We start from the raw sequence: 19282 nt of genomic DNA on the forward strand, positions 1-19282 counted from the left end.
GTCATCGGTAAATCCCCACCAATATAAGCCGTGCGATGAATTGCGCAATTTCCCATGTGTTCGTTAAGGAGGCTTGAAGATGGCAACAGCCAAAAAAACCCCAGCAGCAGCGCCAGCAAAGAAGGCCGCCGCAGCTAAGCCAGCCGCAGCGGCAAAGCCAGCAGCAGCGAAGAAAGCTGCTCCAGCAAAAGCTGCAGCACCAAAAGCAGCAGCCGCAAAAAAACCTGCAGCAGCCCCACGCAAGCCGAACGCCGCCTTCATGAAGGCGATGACTCCGTCCGCCGTCCTGGCAGCCGTGGTTGGCGCAACGCCGCTGCCGCGCACCGAAGTGACCAAGAAAGTCTGGGACTATATCAAGAAGCTCGATCTGCAAGACGCGGCCAACCGCCGCATGATCAATGCCGACGACAAGCTCAAAGCAGTCTTCGGCGGCAAAGCACAGGTATCGATGTTTGAAATGACCAAACTCATTTCCGATCATCTGAAATAAAAACAGATTGCTCGTCCAAGCCTGATTACAAAAAGCCCCGCTCATACGACCGGGGCTTTTTGTTTTGCACCGCGCAAAACGGGGGGCACTGGACCAGACGTGCGGCGCCGCGGCGCTGCAAGGGCCTTACTTCATCGTCCGTCAAGCCGCCGGGCGTGTCGACATTGAGCGCCATTATTGCGCATCCTTTTGCGATGCGAACGACACGCTGACCGGAACGAAGCCGACGATGAGGACGAAGATGTCGGCGCCCGCCTCGAAGGCTTGCGCGAACAGCGCCTGCAACTCCGGCTCGCGGACGGCCAGCTTGGGCGGCAGGTGGAGAATCGACGCCGTTACCTGCGGCGACAGGTCCCGATCGATCCCGAACACCACCAGCTCACCCTCGATCGACAAGAGGAAGCGGGTACGCGGTTCGCGCGGATCGGGCTGGCGCAGCCTGAGCAGCGACAGCGCGCGCTCATGGTCGATGGCCCACGATTCGAGGCGGCCGGGCGTGCTGCTTCTGGCCGCCCAGCCGAATTTGCAGATCAGGTCCTTGTTCGTTTTCGAATAGACGATCGCTTCATCGTCCATCGTCATTTCTTCTAATCTGAATGTCATCAGCTCTCCGCCCGGCGCAGCCTCTTGCTAGCGCGACCTTCCGGAAGAAAAACCTCGCCGAGCCAGGCCCGACAAGCTGTCTTCCCGGACGATGCGCGGCTCACAAGCCGAAAGCGGCCTTCATCAGATGAAACACCTTGGTGTTTTCCATTGTCCCCTTGAACACGCCCGACCCGGCGCCGGTGGCGAACAGCTTGACGTCGCCGCCCCCATGGGTTTCGCCGGGAAGGCGCACGCCAGTCTCCTGATGGTAGTCGTCGGCCAGCGCTTGCGTACTGTCCACGTCCACGCGCTGATTGGGACGGTTCGGGCCATTGCCGAATACCAGCGCGGTGTAGGTCTTGCCATCGGCATCGCGCGCCGGTTGGCCGTCGTCCACATTGCGCACGATATCGAGGATGGGATTGCCGCGTTTGGCGTACCCGTTCATCACGATCGTGTGATCGTGGTCCGCCGTGACCACCACCAGGGTATGGCGCAAGCCCGGATCGAGCGTCTCCATCTTGTCGAGTGCCGTCTTGATGGCGTCATCGAAGCCGATGGTTTCGGCCAACGCGTTCTTCACGTTCGAATCGTGCAGCGCATGATCGATCTTGCCGCCTTCGACCATCAGGAAAAAACCCTTCGGGTTGGCGGCCAGCAGGTCGATCGCCTTGGACGTCATCTGCGCCAGGGCCGGCTGGGCGGCGCGCCGGGTCAGCGCGTAATCGAGGTGGCTCACATCGCTGTAAATGCCGACGAATTTCTTGCCCGCCGGCGCGGCCTGCATCTGGTCCGCATTGGCCGCCACCGTGTAACCGCGCGCCGCGAATTCGGCCACCATGTCGCGCCCGTCGGCGCGGCCCTTCGGATTGCGCACCGGATCGAAGGGCGTGAAGTGATTGCGCCCGCCGCCCATCAGCACATCGACGCCATCCTTCAGCGCCGGGTTGTAGCCGGCGCCGCCCGGCACGATCTGCGCCGCGATCGAATACGCCATGTTCCGGTCGCACACATGCGAAAAGGTCGACGCCGGCGTGGCGTGGGTCAGTTCCGTGGTCGTGATCGAGCCCACCGACTTGCCGCTGGCCTTGGCCAGTTCCAGGATGGTGGCCGCCGCGCGCCCGTTACCGAGCGGGCAGGCATCGATGCCGGCATTGCCGTTGGCATCCTTCTTGGGGGCGAAGGGCTTGGCGTCGGCCATCGAAATGACATCGTTGTTGATCTTGATGCCGGTCATATAGGCCCCCATCGACGGCGCGCTGTCGGTAGTCTGGGCATCGTTCGAATAGGTCTTGATGCGCGCCGAGCGTTCCATCCGCTCGAAGTTGAGGAAGCCCTCTTCCTTGTAGCGATAAATGCGCGCGGCGGTGATGGTGGTCGGCCCCATGCCGTCGCCGAGGAAGAACAGGATGTTCTTCGCGGCCGGCGCGGCGGCGGCGAAGGAAGGCGCCAGCGCGCACGAAGCGGCCAGCAGGAGCACGGGAAAGTGGGAAGGCGTCATGGTAGGTCTCATAAATGGGGCGCGGCTTACCAGCCGGCGGCCGCCTTGATCAGTTCAAACACGCGGGTGTTATCGATGGTGCCGCCGAAGCGCGTGGCGCCGGCGCCGATCGCGCCCAAGTACACATCGGTGCCGCTGTGGGTCTCGTAACCGGGCTCGGTGCGCACCACCGCCTCCTGGCGGTAATCGTCCGCGCTCACCTGCGCGCTGGTCAGGTGGGGGGCGCCGCCGCGGCTGCCCTGCGTGCGTTTTTCGCCGCTGCCGAAACCGATGATGGTAAACGGCGCGCCATCGGCATCGAGCTTGATCTCATTGTTATCGACGCGGTGCATCAGTCCCAGCACACCGGGTTCGGTCGGCGTGGTCTTGCCGGTGCGGTGAGCGTAGCCGTTCAGGAGCAGCGAATGATCGTGGTCGGCGGTGGCCACGATCAAGGTGTTTTTCAGGTCCGGATCGATGGCCCGCATCTGCGCGATGGCCGCCTTGAGGGTATTGTCGAAAACGACAGTCTCCTGCAGCGCGCGGCGCGCGTTCGAATTATGCAGCGCCAGGTCGATCATGCCGCCCTCGACGACCAGGAAGAAGCCTTTCGGATTATTCGCCAGGATGGCGATGGCCTTGCCGGCCATCTCGGGCAGGCCCGGTTCCTTGGCCGCATCGCGCATCGAATCGAAGCTCATGTCGTGCGCGCTGAACAGGCCGACCAGCGGCTGGGAGGACGTCGTGTCGACCGCCTTGAGCTGGGCGCTGTCGGTGGCCGAGCGCACGCCCTGCGCGGCCAGTTCGGCCAGCAGATCGCGTCCGTCGCTGCGCTTGCCGCCCTTGGCCGTGGTGGTGAAATGGGCGCTGCCGCCGCCGAGCAGCACATCGAGCCCGCGCGTGCCGAGGGCGAGGTTGTAGCCGGCGCCGCCGGGAACGAGGGCGGCGGCGATATCGTTCTCCATGGCGCGATGGCACACGTGCGAAAAGACCGCGCCCGGGGTGGCATCGGTGACGCGGGTGGTGGTGACGACGCCGACCGACATGCCGCGCTGTTTGGCCAGTTCGGCCAGGGTGGCGACGGGGCGCCCGCCCGTGCAGCGGCCCGCCAGCTTGTTGCCGGCGGCGTCAAGGGCGGGCGCGGCGGCCGGCGTATCGGTACTCATCGACAGCACATTGTTATTGACCTTCACGCCGGTCATATAAGCCGACATGGACGCGGCGCTGTCGGTGACCTGGGCGTCGTTGGAAAAGGTCTTGATGAAAGCCGATTCGGGCAGGGTATCGAGGGTCAGCTCGCCCTCCTCGCCGACGGCATAGATGCGGGCGGCGGTCAGGGTATTGATGCCCATGCCATCGCCGAGGAAGAAGATAATGTTTTTCGCTGGAGCGTGGGAGATGGCCGGGGCCGGCGGCTGGACGCTGGCGCATCCCGACAAGACCGCCAGCGCGGACGCTGCGGCAAGAAGAGTCAATCGCATGTGCACTTTCGTGAGCTTGGAGAAAAAAAAAGCAGTCTACACCGCCGGCCGCCGCCGTGGTACCGGACGTCAGCACTTACCCACCTGCACAATCCGATAGTTACCTGACTAAATAGATTCCCAACCGGGGTCTGACCTCTGATTCGAAACATTCCGTCAAACTTCCTACAACCATCGTCTACGCTTCCTACAACCGGGGTCAGAGCTCTGATTAGAAATTTTCCCGGTGCGTCTGGCGTGTGCGTGGCGAAGGCATGCAGCGGATCATTTGCGCATCCACTTGTGCAGCAGGCGTTTTTTCAGTGCCGCGCACTCGTGCACGTTACGGCCTCTTCGCTGAGCGAACCAGTCGGCCCAGTAGATCTGCTCCGCCAAAGGATGGTAATGATGACCGTCCTTCCCCATGGACCACACATTACTGACCTGGCGTTCCAGTACGGGCAGGTGGGACTTCAGCGCCTCAGGCGAGGCAGCCGCCAGCGCCTGGCGTTCGCGGATACGGAAGCGGCCATGCCAATCCTTCTTGTCCCACCGTTCACTGCTGCACGTGGTAACTCCCCAGATGGGGCTGCGACGACGGCTACGACTCAAGACAGGCAGTCCTTTACAAGTGCGGGCAGGCAAACCGGAGCTGTCAACGATACGCCAGCCACCGGTTTTGCAATTAATTTCGAATCAGAGGTCAGACCCCGGTTGTAGGGGGTATCCGCGTTCTTAGGTAGGAAATTTCCACTTTTCCCAGGCGGCCAGCACGGAGTTGGGGTAGGCGGGCTTGCCGCGGCTGCCGTTGTAGCGGCCCAAGGCGAGGTAGGTGTTGCCATTTTCCATGTCGAGGTACATGCGCAAGATCGAGCAGCCGTAGCGCAGGTTCGTTTGCATGTGGAACAGCTTGCTACGGTCGCTATCGCCGATCACGTTGGTCCAGAACGGCATCACTTGCATGTAGCCGCGCGCGCCCACCATCGAGACGGCGTATTTGCGGTACGCCGATTCGACCTGGATCAGCCCCAGCACCATGCCCGTATCGAGCCCGGCACGGTTCGATTCGTACCAGACCGATTGCAGGAATTCGAGCCGCACCTGGTCGTCCGGCAGCTTGCGCTTGAGCCGGTCCGACATCGCCGCCAGCCATTGCTGGTAGCGCGCCCGCCCTGCCTCGTCGCGAAACACGGGCTGCGGCGGACGCGTGTCCTTGATCGCATTCGACAGCGCCAGCCGCACCGAGTCGGCCATCGCTTCCTCTTTCTGGTTGCCGGCCCACGCGCTCCAGGAGCACAGCAGAGCGGCCGCCAGCACCACCTGTGCCAGCGTATTGACCATGACCGATCCGCTCACTGGCTCAATTTGCCTTTGATGAACTCGACCATGCCGGCGACCGGCACGGCGGTCGCCTCGGCATCGCGCCGTCCCTGGTATTCGAGGTTGCCTTCCTTCAGGCCACGCTCGCCGATGACCACCCGGTGCGGCACGCCGATCAGTTCCCAGTCGGCGAACATGGCGCCCGGACGCAGCCCGCGATCGTCGACGATGACGTCCACGCCGGCCGCCTGCAAGGCCGCGTACAGGCTCTCGACTTCGGTCTTGACCATCTCGCTGCGGTCCATCCCCATCGGGCACAGGACCACTTCGAACGGCGCGATCGCGGCCGGCCAGATGATGCCCTTGTCGTCAAAATTCTGCTCGATCGCCGCACCCAGAATACGCGTCACGCCAATCCCGTAGCAACCCATCTGCAGCGGCGCAGGCTTGCCGTTTTCGTCCAGAAAAGTCGCTTTCATGCTCTCGGAGTAGGAGGTCCCGAGCTGGAACACGTGACCGACTTCGATCCCGCGCTCGATCGCCAGCACGCCCTTGCCGTCCGGCGAAGCATCGCCTTCGACCACGTTGCGCAGGTCGGCGACAAGCGCTTCCGGCAGGTCGCGCACCCAGTTGGCGCCCGTGTAGTGGAAGCCTTCTTCATTGGCGCCGCAGACGAAATCGGCCATGTTGGCGACCGTGCGGTCGGCAACGATGGTGACCGGCTGTTTGGTGCCGATCGGCCCCAGGTAGCCGGGAATGCTGCCGTAGCAGGCCAGGATCTCGGCGTCGGTGGCGAAACGGTGCGCGGCCAGGCCGGCGACTTTGCCGACCTTGATCTCGTTCAGTTCATGGTCGCCGCGCAGCAGCAGCATCCAGTTTTCCAGCACCTGCTTGCCGCCGACTTCCTTTTCCACCGTCAGGGCGATGGTCTTGACGGTCTGCGACAGCGGCAGCTTGAGCAGCTCGGCCACGGTCTCGCACTTGGTGGTGCCCGGCGTCGCGGTTTTGGTCAGGGGTGCCGTGGCGGCGGCGCGCGCGGCGGCCAGCGGCAGCGCTTCGGCCGCTTCCATGTTGGCCGCGTAGTCGGACGTCGGGCAGTAGACGATGGCGTCTTCGCCGGTGCTGGCGATGACGTGGAATTCGTGCGAGCCGGAGCCGCCGATGGCGCCGTTGTCGGCCGCCACCGCGCGGAATTTCAGGCCGAAGCGGTTGAAGATGGCGGTGTAGGCGTCGTACATGATCTGGTACGAGACCTTCATGCTCGCTTCGTCGCGGTCGAAGGAGTAGGCATCCTTCATCGTGAATTCACGCCCGCGCATCAGGCCGAAACGCGGACGGCGCTCGTCGCGGAACTTGGTCTGGATGTGATAAAAATTGAGCGGCAGCTGGCGGTAGGACTTGATTTCGGAGCGCACCACGTCGGTGATGACTTCTTCCGACGTCGGCTGGATCGCGTACTCGCGGCCGTGGCGGTCTTTCACGCGCATCAGTTCCGGGCCCATCTTTTCCCAGCGGCCGGTTTCCTGCCACAGCTCGGCTGGTTGCACGAGGGGCATCAGCATTTCGATGCCGCCCGCCTTGTTCATTTCTTCACGGATAATCGCTTCGACCTTGCGGATCACGCGCAAGCCGGTCGGCATGTACGTATAGATGCCGGAGCCGAGGCGCTTGATCATTCCTGCGCGCATCATCAGCTGGTGACTGACGATTTCAGCGTCGGACGGTGCTTCTTTTAAAGTTGAAATAAAAAAACGGGAGGCACGCATATCGGTGAATTCTTTTTAAAAAGAGAGGGTTATAATCAACCTAATTTTAAAGGATTAGCTGGCTGATGCGTCCAATCTTTATACAAATGGGCCCGTTTGACGCGGTTCCCGCCGTTTTCGTACCCCGAAAGCCTGGCGGGGACCAGAATTTGTGGGTAAATATGTAAGAAGGACGCGCGCTGGCAGAAAGTTTCGAGGTGCACTATGCTCGACCGTGAAGGGTTCCGGCCCAACGTCGGCATCATCCTGCTAAACGCCCATAACGAGGTGTGGTGGGGCAAGCGGGTGCGCGAGCACTCGTGGCAGTTCCCGCAAGGGGGCATTAAATACGGTGAGACACCGGAACAGGCAATGTATCGCGAACTGGAGGAAGAGATTGGCTTGCGCCAGGAGCATGTGAAGATTGTGGGACGCACGCGCGACTGGCTGCGCTATGAAGTACCCGACCATTTTATCAAGCGCGAGATTCGCGGCCACTACCGCGGGCAAAAGCAGATCTGGTTCCTGTTGCGCATGTGCGCGCGCGATAACGACGTCAACCTGCGCCTGACCGACCATCCGGAATTCGACGCCTGGCGCTGGCACGATTACTGGGTGCCGCTCGATGTCGTCATCGAGTTCAAGCGCGATGTCTACCAGCGCGCCCTGCAGGAATTATCGCGTTTCCTGACCTGGCCGGCCAATGGCGGCCATACGCACGAACGGCGCCACACGGCCCGCTACCTGCGCCAGCCGCACGCGCCGCGCCAGCCGACCCCGGAACAGCCCTGCGCCCCGGAAGCGGAGCTGGTACTGGTGCCGGGCAAGCAATAGCAGGCAATCGCAACACCCGACGGCGCTTCACGGCGCCGTTTTTTCGCCCTCGAAGTTGCACATAAGGCAAGTTGGCGCACCAGCATCGCGTCCGGCGCCCGCCCCGGGCCATTGGACGGGCCGGGACGGCGTCGTGGCGATGGCGGTACAATGTGGCCTACCTCATTTGCCTGTCCCGCCAACCATGTTCACCCCCTCTTCCGACGATGTGCGCCGTTTTTTCTGCGAAGCCTACCGCAAGCAGCGCAGCGGCGAGATTCTCAGCCCGATGGACGCCATCGCCGCCGACTGGATCGTCCAGCACCCCGAATACGCCGATGTGCTGTCCGACGCCGAGGCGGCCCTGGCACGCGACTACTCGGTCGATGGCGGCCAGGCCAATCCCTTCCTGCACCTGTCGATGCATCTGTCGATCGCCGAGCAGGTGTCGATTGACCAGCCGCCCGGCATCCGCGCCGCCTGCACTGCGCTGACCCAGCGCCTGGGTGCGCACGACGCCCATCACGAAATCATGGAGTGCCTGGGCCAGATGATCTGGACCTCGCAGCGCAACGGCGTGCCGCCCGACAGCGTCGCCTACGTCGAATGCGTACGCGCGCGCTGCGCGTGATGCTGCCCAAACCGTCATTCCCGCGCACGCGGGAATCCAAGGCAACTTCGAGTCGCCGGCATTACTTGGATTGCCGTGGGGGCGCCTAGCCCTGCGCGGGAATGACGATTTCACGGTTAATTCGCTTAGCAAATAACGCGGCCCGACTGATCCTATTTATAGTCAGCCGCCAGCGCCTCCCGCGCCGTCTGCTGCCCACGCACCCACACCGTCACCACGCTGTCGTACGCACTCACGTCCTCCAGCGGCGAGGTTTTCATCAGCAGCAGGTTGGCCGCCTTGCCCACTTCAATCGACCCAAGTTCGGCATCGAGCTTGAAGGTGCGCGCATTGTTGATGGTGGCCGCCTTGAAGATCTGCGCCAGCGACATGCCGGCCGCGTGCAGCTGCTGCATCTCGCGGTAGCCGTTCAGGCCGGGCAGGTTGCCGTACGTCGGCGACGATGGCGTATCCGAGCCGAACACGAAATTGGCGTCGCGGCCGGCCAGGTAGGCCACCACCGCGCGCTGGCGCCGCAGCGGCCCTTCCATGCCCGGCATGACGGCGGCGTCTTCCTCCCCTTCGGTCACTTCGGGCTTGAACCACTGCCCTTCGGGCGTGGAAAACCAGGCCAACAATGACGCCGGCACCACCTTGCGCAGCGCCGGATCGTTCAGGTAGCCCGATTCCACGTAAGCGCGCAGTCCGTACAGCACCTGCATGGTCGGCTGATAGCCGGTGCGCTGGTCGACGATCTTGTCGAGCAGCGCCTTGATCTCGTTCGGCAGGCCGGCCTGGCCGTTCAGCGCACCCCAGTGCCACATGCCGTGCGCCAGCACGTCCGCCTTGCCGGCCACCGCGAACGACTGCGCCTCGAACGAATTGGCGTGGGTGACCAGGACCTTGCCGGCTTGCGTGGTGGCGGCGCGCACTTCGGCGAATTTGGCACTGCTCATCACCGGCAGGTTGCGGTTGGCCCCGAAACCGCGCTCGAAGTGGGTCTTCACGCAAATGCCGCCAGCCTTGACCACGCGCGCCACGCCAGCGGCTACCGTGTGGGTGGCCGGGGCAAATTCGGCCGGCACGGCGGTCGGCATGGCCGGATCGAACAGGAAATTGCCGAAACTCTTGAAACGCGTATCCGGCGTCATGAACGACATCGGGTAGCCGTTGGCCAGCACCAGCGCTTCGCCGCAATGGAATACGTCCGGATGCAGCGGCTCCTTGCGGAAGCGGTCGATCACGCCGTAGTCCGATACCGCCAGGTCGATCACGGTGGTAAAACCGTGATACAGGAAGGAACGCGGCATCTGGCGGAAGTAGTTTTGCGCCATGCTGTCGCCGGACGCGCCCTGCTCCATGCTCATGCCAGGCACGGCGTGCAGGTGCACATGGGAGTCGATCAGGCCCGGCGTGAGGTAGTAACCCTTGCCGTCGACGACCTTGGCGCCGCTCGGCGCGGCCTTGGCCGGCCCGCGTTCGACCCTCGTGATGCGTCCGCCGTCGATCAGCACACTGCCCGTTTCGATGCGGTCGAGCTTTTCGGGCGAGACGAGTTTGACGTTTGAAATCCAGGTCAGGTCGGCGCAAAAGGCCGGCTTGCACAACATCAGGGTGGCCAGGCAGGCCGACAACAGGGTGCGTTTCATGAAAACTCCGTGGCTGTGAGTGAAGGGGCGAATGAGCCTATTTTCACGATTTAGCCCGGGGGAGTCGTTCCAGATGATGATTCGGCACCTGTTTCCGGCCCCGCGCCAGCGCCGCCGCGGCGAAATTCGGACGGGGTCAGGCCGGTCTGTTTCTTGAACGCGCGGTTCAGGGTCGTCTTGCTGTTAAAGCCACAGGCCAGCGCCAGGTCGAGGATGCTGACGCTGGCCTGGTCGGGCGCATGCAGCGCCAGTTTGAGCGCATCGACCCGGTAGCGGTTCAGGTATTCCTGCAGGTTGACGCCGCAGGCATCGTTAATCAGTTGCGACAGTTCGTGCGGCGTCATGGCCAGTAGCGCGGCCAGTTCGTCCAGGGTCAGTTCGCCGTTGCGGTAAACCTGGTCGACTTCCATGCACCGTTTCAGTGCATCGAGAAAGCTGGCGCGGTCCGGCTCCGACAGGCGTTTGTTGGCATAACGGGGGGCCGGTTCGGGCAAGGGGGCGGGCGCCGGCAAGTGCGCGCGGTAGCCGAGCGGCAAGCGGATCGCCAGGAAAGCGGTCGCGTACACAAAACAGGCCAGCGCGATGGCGCCCAGCGCATCCGACGACAGCGGCAACTCCACGTCGAGGAACTCCATGCCGAAGGCGGCCACGCTGCCGGCCGCGCCAAGCACCCAGATCCTGGTCAGGCGCGCCAGGCCGGCGGCCAGCGGACCGCTTGCCGCATCGCGAATCAGGCGGTAGCTGGCCACCACATAGCAGATGAACAGCAGCGTTTTCACAAGCACGGACACGCCGACATACCACGGCAGCGCCGGGCGGTGCTGCATCCAGGCCAGCTTGGCCGCTGCGCTTTGCAGGTAAAACGGCAGCATGGCACCCGTCGCCAGCAAAAACGGGGCTCCGTGGAGCCAGTCGCGCGCGCCCAGGCGCTGCCCGGTCAGGGCGCTGCGCAGATATAAATACAGCAGCGGCCCGCTCAGCAAACCGATGGTGGCAATCGCCAGGGCGCTGTGCGGATACGTTGCATACAGGCGGTTGATACCCAGCCAGGCATGGCCGATGACGGCCACGCTCCCCAGCAGCAGGGCGGCCAGCAGCCGGTTGGCCCCGCGCAGCTCGGCCTGGCGCGCCGCCAGCAGGGCAAGCGCGAGGAACACGCCCTGCCCCATTGCCAGCAGCAGGAGTACGGACAGCGCGCTTTGCGTCATGGGTTCAGGCCAGTTTAAAGGGGACAAAAACAAAGCGCCTCCCACCTTCCCGGCGAGGAGAAGACGGAAGGCGCCTTGGTGACAGCGTCGGTCTTGCCGGTGCGGTTTAGCGCTTCAGGACCAGGTCCGACGGAAGACTGTGCAGGTAAGCGGCGATATCGGCCATGTCCTGGTTGGACAAGTCGGCGACATTGCTGGCCATGATCGGGTTGTTACGGCCATTCGGACCATCGCCACGCTTGTAGGCGATCAGCGCGTGCTTGAGGTACTCGGCGTGCTGGCCGGCCAGGCGCGGATAGATCTCGTTGGTCGGCTTGTTGAAGTCGGCGCCGTGGCACGACGCGCAGGTGCGCTTCTTGACCAGGGCTTCGCCGTTGGCGATATTGCCGCCGGCGGTGGCGCTCAGGGAAACAGCGCCGCAGAACAGGGCGATCATCAGTTTTTTCATGGCTCTGTCCTTATTTTTTCACTTGCTGCGAATAGTAGGCAGCGGCGTCGGCGATGTCCTGGTCGGACATGCTGCCCGCGATACCGCGCATCGAAGGGTGCTTGCGCTCGCCCTTTTTATACGCATTCAACGCGTTTTCGATGTACTTGGCCGACTGGCCGCCAATCATCGGCACCGGATAGACTTCAGGGAAAGTCGCTTTGTAACCGGCGATGCCGTGGCAGCCGATACATTGTTCAACTTTTGCAGCCTTGGCGTTTCCAACGATGTCCGCTGCGGCGGACACGTTCGCGACGCAGGCGAGCACGAGGAGTGCGATGATTTTTTTCATGGTGGCGAGGGTAAGTGATAATCGGGTATCGCGCGTGCAAAATTATTATGTTTTGCACTATCAACCTGAGATTTTAACCGAAGTGAAGTGACCCGTCCACTTTCACGGTGTTGCAGTGCCGCCCTTCCGGTTCTGGCATATACTCCAAATAATTCCACTTTTGACCATACACCTCCATGCACGCATCGCATTCGCAGGCGCACCGCTTCCAGGGTTCGGACAGTTACGTCGCCACCGCCGACCTGAAACTGGCGGTCAACGCCGCCCTCACCTTGCAGCGTCCCTTGCTGATCAAGGGCGAGCCGGGGACCGGCAAAACCATGCTGGCCGAGGAAGTCGCCGCCGCGCTGAACATGCCGCTGATGCAGTGGCATATCAAGTCCACCACCAAGGCCCAGCAAGGCCTGTACGAGTACGACGCGGTGTCGCGCTTGCGCGATTCCCAGCTCGGCGACGAGCGTGTGCGCGACATCCACAACTACATCGTCAAGGGCGTGCTGTGGCAGGCCTTCACCGCGCCCGAGCCGGTGGTGCTGCTGATCGACGAAATCGACAAGGCCGACATCGAGTTTCCCAACGACCTGCTGCGCGAACTTGACCGCATGGAGTTCTACGTCTACGAGACGCGCGAAATGGTCGTGGCCAAGCACCGGCCCCTCGTCATCATCACCTCGAACAATGAAAAGGAGCTGCCGGACGCGTTCTTGCGGCGCTGCTTCTTCCATTACATCAAATTCCCCGACAAGGATACGATGGAGCAGATCGTCAAGGTGCACTACCCGAACTTGAAACAGGACTTGCTGGCGCAGGCGCTGCAAAGCTTCTACGAAGTGCGCGACGTGCCGGGCCTGAAGAAAAAGCCCTCGACCTCCGAATTTCTCGATTGGCTCAAGCTGCTGCTGGCCGAAGACATCCCGGCCGAAGCGCTGCGCAGCCAGGATGCCAAGGCCATCGTGCCGCCGCTGCACGGGGCCCTGCTCAAGAATGAACAGGACGTGCATCTGTTCGAGCGCCTGGTCTATATGTCGCGGACCAACCGCTGATGATCCAGGTCGACGCCCTCACCCTCGAATTTAACGGTGTGCGCCTGGAGCCGCTCGCGCGCTCGCACGCGGACGGCCTGCGCGCGGCCGCGACCGACGGCGAACTGTGGAACATCCGCGTCACCTCGGTGCCGGAACCGCAGAACGTGGAGCAGTACATCCGCAGCGCGCTCGAGATACCCGACCGGCTCGCGTTTGCCGTGATCGACGCCTTCAGCGGCCTGGTGATGGGCACCACCAGCTACCACGACATCCTGCCCAAGGTCGACCGGCTGGAAATTGGCTGGACCTGGTACGCCAAGAGCCGCCAGCGCAGCCATGTCAATACCAGCTGCAAGCTGCTGCTGCTCTCGCATGCGTTCGACACGCTCGGCTGCGCGGTGGTCGGCCTGCGCACCGATAATTTCAATCACGCCTCGCAGGCCGCCATCGAGCGCCTCGGCGCCAAAAAGGATGGCGTGATCCGCCACAGCGCCCTGCGCCGCGACGGCACCGTGCGCGACACGGTTATGTACAGCATCATGCGCGGCGAATGGCCAGAGATCAAGTCGCAGCTGCACTACCGGCTGCAGCGGGCGGGGGCGAGGGGGGAGAGCATAAGGTGCTGATCGACTTCTTTTTTACGCTCAAGGACGCCAAGATCCCGGTCACGATCAAGGAGTTCCTCACCCTCCTCGAAGCGATGGAGCGCAATGTCACCGGCGCCTCGATGGACGACTTCTACTATGTCTCGCGTCTCACCCTGGTGAAGGATGAAGCGCACTACGACAAGTTCGACCGCGCCTTTGCCCAGTATTTCAAGGGCATCAACGCCGCTTTCGAGACGAATGCGGCCATTCCGCTCGACTGGCTGGTCAAGCGCATGGAGCGCGAACTGTCGGACGAACAGAAACGCCAGCTCGAAAAATTCGGCTACGACAAGCTGATGGATCGCCTGAACGAACTGCTCAAGGAACAGAAGGAGCGCCACGAAGGCGGCAGCAAGTGGATCGGCACCGGCGGCACCTCGCCGTTCGGGAATGGCGGCAGCAATCCGGAGGGCGTGCGCATCGGCGGCAAAGGCGGCAACCGTACCGCGGTCAAGGTGTGGGAACAGCGCGCCTACCGCGACTACGACGCCGAACGCGAACTGGGCACGCGCAACATCAAGGTCGCGCTGCGGCGCCTGCGCAAGTTCGCGCGCGAAGGCGCCGAAGACGAACTGGCGCTCGACGCCACCATCCAAGCCACCGCCAACAATGCCGGCTACCTCGATATCAAGATGCGGCCGGAGCGCCGCAACAAGGTCAAGGTGCTGATGCTGCTCGATGTGGGCGGCTCGATGGACGACCATATCGAACGCACCGAGGAACTGTTCTCGGCGGCGAAGACCGAATTCAAGAACATGGAGTTCTTTTACTTCCATAACTGCGTCTACGACTACCTGTGGAAGAACAACCGGCGCCGCAACGCCGAACGCTTTCCGACCTGGGACATCCTGCGCAAGTACCCGGCCGACACCAAGCTCATTTTCGTCGGCGACGCCACCATGAGCCCTTATGAAGTGCTCCATCCCGGCGGCTCGGTCGAATACAACAACGAAGAAGCCGGCGCCGCGTGGCTGGCGCGCTTCTGCACGGCGTTCCCCAAATTCGCCTGGCTCAATCCCGAGCCGGAAGGCGTCTGGCAATACCGCCAGTCGATCTCCGTGATCCGCCAGATTGTGAGCAACCGCATGTTCCCGCTCACGATCGAAGGCCTGGAACGCGCCATGCGCACCTTGAGCAAATAGTTTTCCAGCGCATTGGGGGGACGCACCCTACCGCTAAGTAAAAGGCTGAATGCATCATCGTTGACGCCAGTTATGCTGGCAGTCGAGTACACGTTTCAGATGGCTCCTTGCTTGCTTGGGCAGCAAAATTTACTATCTCAACCGGGTTGCGGAGACGCTTCGTCACGCTGCGATAGCCCGTATCGTCGTGCAGACCTTCCTCGCGGCCATGCAACAGCCCGTGTAACTTGTGGACATCGGCCAAGTTACCGGCCGTGCCGATCGAGATGCTGAGACGACAGATTCCCCTGCCGATTCCTACACGGGCTTTTACGCCGCACTACCAGGCGTGCCGTCTTCGATCGATGTATTCCGGGTGCGGCTGTCCACGCGATTATTTGTCGACGATGGTCGCGCGATATTACCCTAACGCATCGCCCATCGGTCGACGATGGTTTTCCGTTCCCCGGGAACATCCGCGCCACCTCGGTGCCGGAACCGCAGGACGTGGAGCAGTACATCCGCAACGCGCTCGATATGCCGGACCGGCTGGCGTTTGCCGTGACCGACGCCTTCAGCGGCCTTGTGATGGGCACCACCAGCTACCATGACATCCTGCCCAAGGTCGACCGGGTGGAAATCGGCTGGACCTGGTACGCCAAAAGCCTCCAGCGCAGCCATGTCAACACCAGCTGCAAACTGCTGCTCTCGCACGCGTTCGACACGCTCGGCTGCGCGGCGGTGGGGCTGCGCACCGATAATTTCAATCATGCCTCGCAGGCCGCCATCGAGCGCGTCGGCGCCAAAAAGGATGGCGTGATCCGCCACAGCGCCCTGCGCCGCGACGGCACCGTGCGCGACACGGTCATGTACAGCATCGTGCGCGGCGAATGGCCAAAGATCAAATCGCAGCTGCACCGGACGGCATGTGTTTTGAAAAATTGCAATAAATACATTGCGACGAATGTATTTTTTGGATATATTGCCGGTGGAATATCATTCGATATTTGCAATCGGCCCGAGCACCATTAGTAATGAGTCATTTAATGATCAGCAGGCCATCATTTTTTTGGGTGTTGCAAGGAGTTCGCGCAATTCACCATAAGCTCTTTTCTCCCGAATCCCCATACCGACAGCTAGCAGCACGGTATAGTCCGGCTTCTTTCGTCCACGCCGCGAAAGCCTTCGGCGTCAAGTTGCGGCCCAATGACGTTTCCGGTGAAACTTGACATCGGCTATGCTGTGAGTTTTTGCCGTCCCGGAATGCGGTCAAGGGCGGCGCGCGTTGTGCGCGTGCCGGCGTAGCGCACCCTTGACGGCATGTAGGGCGCATACGCTGGGCCATGGTCGTCGACGCGGCAGGCCGTGGCGATGACCATGGATAACAGGCGTGCCGGCGTATCCGGCTGGAGAAGGCAGTTTGAGTATTAGCATGGAAACCTTGTTCACCACCGCGCTGGGCTTGCAAGCTCCGTGGGAGGTGACTGAATTCAAGCTCGACACTGGGGCGCGACGGATCGATTTCGAAGTACGCTATCAAAGCGAGGAGATGGCCTGCCCCGTTTGCGAGACACCAGCACAGAAGATCCACAGCCGCATGCGGCGCAGCTGGCGACATCTCGATTTCTTCCAATATGAAGCTTGGGTGCACGCCGAAGTACCGCGCGTGCGCTGCCGCTCCTGCGGCAAGACCTCGCGCATTGAGGTGCCGTGGTCGCGACCTGGAAGTCATTTCACCTTGCTTTTCGAGGCGCTGGCCATGTCCTTGTGCCAGACGATGACGGTGGCCGAGACCGCCCGGCTGCTGCGTGTGACGGCGCATCGCCTGTGGCGCAGCGTCGGCCATTACGTCGCGGTGGCGCGCGGCAAGGACGACATGAGCGACGTGAAGCTCATCGGCATCGACGAGACCAGCCTTCGGCGCGGTCACCAGTATGTGACTGTTGTTCACGATCTGGACGCCAAGCGCCTGCTGTTCGCCACCGAAGGCCGCGGCCACGAGACGGTAGCCGCTTTCAAGGCCGATCTGATTGCCCATGGCGGGCAGGTGCAGGGAATCGCGCATGTCTGTATGGATATGAGCCAGGCCTACGTCAAGGGCGTCACCGAGCAATTGCCGCAGGCTCAGATCAGCTTCGACCGTTTCCACGTCATTGCCATGGCCAACGATGCCATGGACAAGGTCCGCAAGCTGGAAATGGCGGAACAGCCGCGTGTCGTTCGCAGCGCCTTGGGCATCGAACGCAAGACCGTCCGCGCATTGATGTGGGGAATGCGTCGCGACGCGCGTAGCTGGACGGCACGCCAGCGCGACACGATGTATCTCTTGCAGCGCTCCCGACTCAAGACTGCAAGGGCGTGGCGGCTGAAGGAAGCATTGCGGGACGCCTATCGGCAGGCCGTTACCGCCAACAACGCGGAGGTGGCGCAGTCAGCGCTGGAGAGTTGGATGTCGTGGGCTCGCCGGAGTCGACTCGAGCCGTTCAAGAAGCTGGCGTTGACGCTGCGCGAGCGACTGCCGGGCGTCGTGCGCGGCATGCTCGATGGCCGCAGTAACGCCTATGTCGAAGCGATGAACGGCATGCTTCAGCAATCCAAGCGTGCAGCGCGCGGTTTCCGCAGCGCCGCCAATTTCATTGCCATCGCCTATCTGCGCATGTCCAAGCTGACTCATTTGCCTGTCAATCCCTTGCAGACAGCAGGAAAAAGGTCTGTTTCAATTAGGCGATACCGCGACGGTCGTCAAGTTTCACCGAAAACGTCATAGAGCCCAAGTTGCTCAGTCAAGCCTGCCAAGCTGCATTACGGCGCCGTCCTGTCGTGGCGTGGTTTCCGTCACGAACCGGGCGCCGCCCCTGCGTTGATTCTGCAAGCCGATGGAGATAATGTGCTCATCATCGAGGTGGACGATGCAACCCCGCGCACGATCTCGCTTGCAAAACTGATGCTTCGTTATGTCGTCAGAGTGACCCGTATCACGCCGCAGCTCGCTGGCGGTTGTGTCCACTTATTTTCTTGCGCCTGCTTTGCTGGTGACGGTTTACTGGATATTCCCAATACAATGCGCAGCACTCGTCTCACTTTTTTCCCGGCGTGCGCTTGGCAATATTTCGGCGCCTTATATCAGATACCGCATGGTGCTGGTCCTTGGAGTGACATGTCTTGTGCATGCAACGGCCGATATTGATCCTCTTCGCGGCGTATCAGAAACGGGTCCAACGGGGGACAACGCTTCGACTTGGCGCTTGTCTTGACTTGTTGATGGGAGCCCTAGGGACTTGGTTATATCACCCCTATTTTTCGTGCGGCCGCGCTCATCGATTGGCAATGATCTATCGTACTTTTGTTAAGTGGAGATTTTTTCGGCGTTAATTTTCTCTTTAAATAACTGCTTATGAACTACGCATTCCATACTCATCAAATGATACCTGGCACCGATGCAAGTTGTGGTAGAACGGCGCTCCCAATGCAAAGAGCAAAGCCGCCACTTCGCGAATTCATCCCATCCCGAACAGATACAATTTTCCGCCCACATGAAATCACATCTTAATCAGTCTTGGCTCAAACTTGGGAAACATGTCCTTCTTATTCTGGCCATTGCGGGGTTTAGCACAGCAAGCTTTGCGGAAGAAAGCCTTCAGGTAAAGTGCTACGCACCCCAAACCTCGGCAAGGCCGGAAAAACCTCAACACGCACAGACCAGCGGCTTTATCCAATTCAAAACGGTGTCCGGGAAAACATGGCGATTGCCGGATTATGCCGGGGGACCATTGGACCCGGATGTTCAATGCAGGGCAAAACAGGTGTACATCAGGCTTTGGTGGAATGGCATTGATCTGTACGAAGATATCTCCACAACAAAAGCAAAATTACTCCTGGGTCCGGCTTTGCTGCACGCCGATTTCAGAATGCTCGAATTTTTCGGCGATTTCGCGGAGCATCCTTTTCGGCCTGTCGCCCCCCCGCTGTGGACCAGGAAAGGGATTGTGGAATTGGCAGATCATCCGTCAATTAGTGTCTTGCCGCTCGCACAGTACGCGTTGGAACAGTCGGTTCCCCGCGATATCAGCGATGTGAATCTTTGGCGGCCGATGTTCGAATTCCGTCACCTTACGGACGGCCTAGGGAATTCTATCCGTTTTACATGCGATACAGGCCTGAAGAAGAGTGGTGCCGGAGTGCAGCTAAAAAAAGACCCCGCCTTCCCAACATACACGTGCATTTCTTTTTTTGCAATTTCCAATCAATTCTCTGGGCACATTCGAATAAATGAAGCGAATTTTTTCGCGGATGGCGAGCTTTTGATCAGAAAATTTAATGCAAAATTAACTTCTTTTATACTCAATTAGT

General features: G+C 61.3%; 19 protein-coding genes and 1 pseudogene. 10 read left to right on the plus strand and 10 right to left on the minus strand.

Annotated features, from left to right (window positions below; all coding sequences use genetic code 11):
* Positions 1 to 79 precede the first annotated feature (79 nt).
* Positions 80 to 490 (plus strand): SWIB/MDM2 domain-containing protein, encoded by a 411-nt coding sequence (locus IV454_RS03320; RefSeq protein WP_082692675.1) that lies wholly within the window; start codon positions 80 to 82, stop codon positions 488 to 490.
* 174 nt (positions 491 to 664) lie between these two features.
* On the opposite strand, the gene IV454_RS03325 is transcribed toward IV454_RS03320, so the two are convergent.
* From IV454_RS03325 to IV454_RS03350, 6 genes are all read right to left on the minus strand, one after another.
* Entirely contained in the window at positions 665 to 1093 is a 429-nt protein-coding gene (locus tag IV454_RS03325) for a hypothetical protein (RefSeq protein WP_206090308.1), read from the minus strand.
* A gap of 100 nt (positions 1094 to 1193) precedes the next feature.
* Positions 1194 to 2576: an alkaline phosphatase gene (locus IV454_RS03330; protein WP_206090310.1), complete on the minus strand. Its 1383-nt coding sequence runs from the start codon at positions 2574 to 2576 to the stop codon at positions 1194 to 1196.
* A gap of 26 nt (positions 2577 to 2602) precedes the next feature.
* Positions 2603 to 4036, minus strand: a complete 1434-nt coding sequence (locus IV454_RS03335; protein WP_206090312.1) for an alkaline phosphatase — start codon at positions 4034 to 4036, stop codon at positions 2603 to 2605.
* Between the two features lie 264 nt (positions 4037 to 4300).
* Positions 4301 to 4627: a hypothetical protein gene (locus IV454_RS03340; RefSeq protein WP_206090314.1), complete on the minus strand. Its 327-nt coding sequence runs from the start codon at positions 4625 to 4627 to the stop codon at positions 4301 to 4303.
* 123 nt (positions 4628 to 4750) lie between these two features.
* A complete protein-coding gene (locus IV454_RS03345; RefSeq protein WP_206090316.1) occupies positions 4751 to 5356 on the minus strand; it encodes a lytic transglycosylase domain-containing protein in 606 nt (201 codons plus the stop codon).
* Between the two features lie 11 nt (positions 5357 to 5367).
* Positions 5368 to 7101, minus strand: a complete 1734-nt coding sequence (locus tag IV454_RS03350) for a proline--tRNA ligase (protein ID WP_206090318.1) — start codon at positions 7099 to 7101, stop codon at positions 5368 to 5370.
* Positions 7102 to 7305: 204 nt separating this feature from the next.
* Between IV454_RS03350 and IV454_RS03355 the strand changes: the two genes are divergently transcribed.
* Positions 7306 to 7914, plus strand: a complete 609-nt coding sequence (locus IV454_RS03355) for an RNA pyrophosphohydrolase (protein WP_206090320.1) — start codon at positions 7306 to 7308, stop codon at positions 7912 to 7914.
* Positions 7915 to 8098: 184 nt separating this feature from the next.
* Entirely contained in the window at positions 8099 to 8524 is a 426-nt protein-coding gene (locus tag IV454_RS03360) for a DUF1841 family protein (RefSeq protein ID WP_054268428.1), read from the plus strand.
* 152 nt (positions 8525 to 8676) lie between these two features.
* On the opposite strand, the gene IV454_RS03365 is transcribed toward IV454_RS03360, so the two are convergent.
* The 4 genes from IV454_RS03365 to IV454_RS03380 form a co-directional block, all read right to left on the minus strand.
* On the minus strand, positions 8677 to 10152 hold the full coding sequence (locus IV454_RS03365) for an amidohydrolase family protein (RefSeq protein WP_206090322.1): 1476 nt from the start codon (positions 10150 to 10152) through the stop codon (positions 8677 to 8679).
* A 50-nt stretch (positions 10153 to 10202) separates the two neighbouring features.
* Positions 10203 to 11360, minus strand: a complete 1158-nt coding sequence (locus tag IV454_RS03370) for a helix-turn-helix domain-containing protein (protein WP_206090324.1) — start codon at positions 11358 to 11360, stop codon at positions 10203 to 10205.
* A gap of 106 nt (positions 11361 to 11466) precedes the next feature.
* Complete coding sequence (locus tag IV454_RS03375; RefSeq protein ID WP_206090326.1) at positions 11467 to 11808, minus strand: c-type cytochrome; 342 nt, start codon at positions 11806 to 11808, stop codon at positions 11467 to 11469.
* 10 nt (positions 11809 to 11818) lie between these two features.
* The gene (locus IV454_RS03380) at positions 11819 to 12139 is read right to left on the minus strand and encodes a c-type cytochrome (RefSeq protein ID WP_054268424.1); all 321 of its coding nucleotides are present in this window, start codon (positions 12137 to 12139) and stop codon (positions 11819 to 11821) included.
* A gap of 176 nt (positions 12140 to 12315) precedes the next feature.
* Here IV454_RS03380 and IV454_RS03385 point away from each other — a divergent pair, with 176 nt between their 5' ends.
* The 7 genes and pseudogenes from IV454_RS03385 (at position 12316) to IV454_RS03415 (ending at position 19281) form a co-directional block, all read left to right on the plus strand.
* Positions 12316 to 13182, plus strand: a complete 867-nt coding sequence (locus IV454_RS03385; protein ID WP_206090328.1) for an AAA family ATPase — start codon at positions 12316 to 12318, stop codon at positions 13180 to 13182.
* Complete coding sequence (locus IV454_RS03390) at positions 13182 to 13790, plus strand: GNAT family N-acetyltransferase (protein WP_206090330.1); 609 nt, start codon at positions 13182 to 13184, stop codon at positions 13788 to 13790. The genes IV454_RS03385 and IV454_RS03390 overlap by 1 nt, the downstream gene beginning before the upstream one ends.
* Positions 13784 to 14953, plus strand: a complete 1170-nt coding sequence (locus tag IV454_RS03395) for a vWA domain-containing protein (protein WP_206090332.1) — start codon at positions 13784 to 13786, stop codon at positions 14951 to 14953. The genes IV454_RS03390 and IV454_RS03395 overlap by 7 nt, the downstream gene beginning before the upstream one ends.
* A 453-nt stretch (positions 14954 to 15406) precedes the next feature.
* Positions 15407 to 15964 (plus strand): annotated as a pseudogene (locus IV454_RS03400) (GNAT family N-acetyltransferase); the annotation flags it as partial.
* 388 nt (positions 15965 to 16352) lie between these two features.
* A complete protein-coding gene (locus IV454_RS03405) occupies positions 16353 to 17699 on the plus strand; it encodes an ISL3 family transposase (protein WP_229521913.1) in 1347 nt (448 codons plus the stop codon).
* A gap of 120 nt (positions 17700 to 17819) precedes the next feature.
* Positions 17820 to 18119, plus strand: a complete 300-nt coding sequence (locus IV454_RS03410; RefSeq protein ID WP_206090334.1) for a hypothetical protein — start codon at positions 17820 to 17822, stop codon at positions 18117 to 18119.
* Between the two features lie 250 nt (positions 18120 to 18369).
* Positions 18370 to 19281 (plus strand): hypothetical protein, encoded by a 912-nt coding sequence (locus IV454_RS03415; RefSeq protein WP_206090336.1) that lies wholly within the window; start codon positions 18370 to 18372, stop codon positions 19279 to 19281.
* The last annotated feature ends 1 nt before the right edge of the window (position 19282 follow it).

The organism is Massilia antarctica, assembly GCF_015689335.1.
GTDB lineage: Bacteria > Pseudomonadota > Gammaproteobacteria > Burkholderiales > Burkholderiaceae_D > Telluria_A > Telluria_A antarctica.